General features: G+C 70.4%; 1 protein-coding gene. It reads right to left on the reverse strand.

The annotated features are described in order from the left end of the window. On the reverse strand, positions 1–700 hold a 700-nt coding region (locus tag AOK18_RS03810; RefSeq protein WP_240503040.1), incomplete at its 3' end, for a carbohydrate ABC transporter permease. Positions 701–739: the final 39 nt, after the last annotated feature.

Here is a 739-nt window from a genome sequence, read left to right on the forward strand (position 1 = left end):
GGCCGCCGGACGTGATCGTGAAGACCGCGTCGAAGTTCTGCACGATGTAGATCGAGCCGAGCAGGGCGCCCAGTTCGAGGTAGCGGCGCAGGTGGGGCAGGGTCAGGTGGCGGAAGATCTGCCAGTCGCTCGCGCCGTCCACCCGGGCCGCCTCGATCTGCTCCTGGTCGCGGCTCTGCAGGCCGGCGAGCAGGATCAGCATCATGAACGGCGTCCACTGCCACACCAGCGCGGCCTGGATCGCGAGCAGCGGGGTGTCCGAGATCCAGTCGGGCTGCGGGCCGCCGACGTAGTGCAGCAGGCCGTTGAAGAGGCCGTACTCGGGGTTGTAGAGGACGTGCTTCCACAGCAGGGCCGCCGCCACCGGCACCACCAGGAACGGGGCGATGAGCAGGGTGCGGACGATGCCCCGGCCGCGGAACCTCCGGTCCAGCAGCAGGGCCAGCAGCAGTCCGAGGACCAGGCTGACCAGGACGACCGCCACCGTCAGCAGGATCGTCGTCCACACCGACCGGCGCAGGTCGGAGTCGCCGAGCACCTCGCCGTAGTTCGCGAAGCCGGCGAACTTTCGGGCGTCGGGGTAGAGGGAGTTCCAGTCGAAGAAGGAGATCACCAGCGTCGCCACGAAGGGCAGCTGGGTCACCGCGATCATGAAGATCAGGGCGGGCAGCAGCGGGGCTCTGGTGGCCCAGCCGCGCAGCCGGCCGGAGCGCCGGGGGCCGCCGGGGCGGGTCTCCGG

The sequence above is a fragment of the Streptomyces prasinopilosus genome (genome assembly GCF_001419695.1).
Classification (GTDB): domain Bacteria; phylum Actinomycetota; class Actinomycetes; order Streptomycetales; family Streptomycetaceae; genus Streptomyces; species Streptomyces prasinopilosus.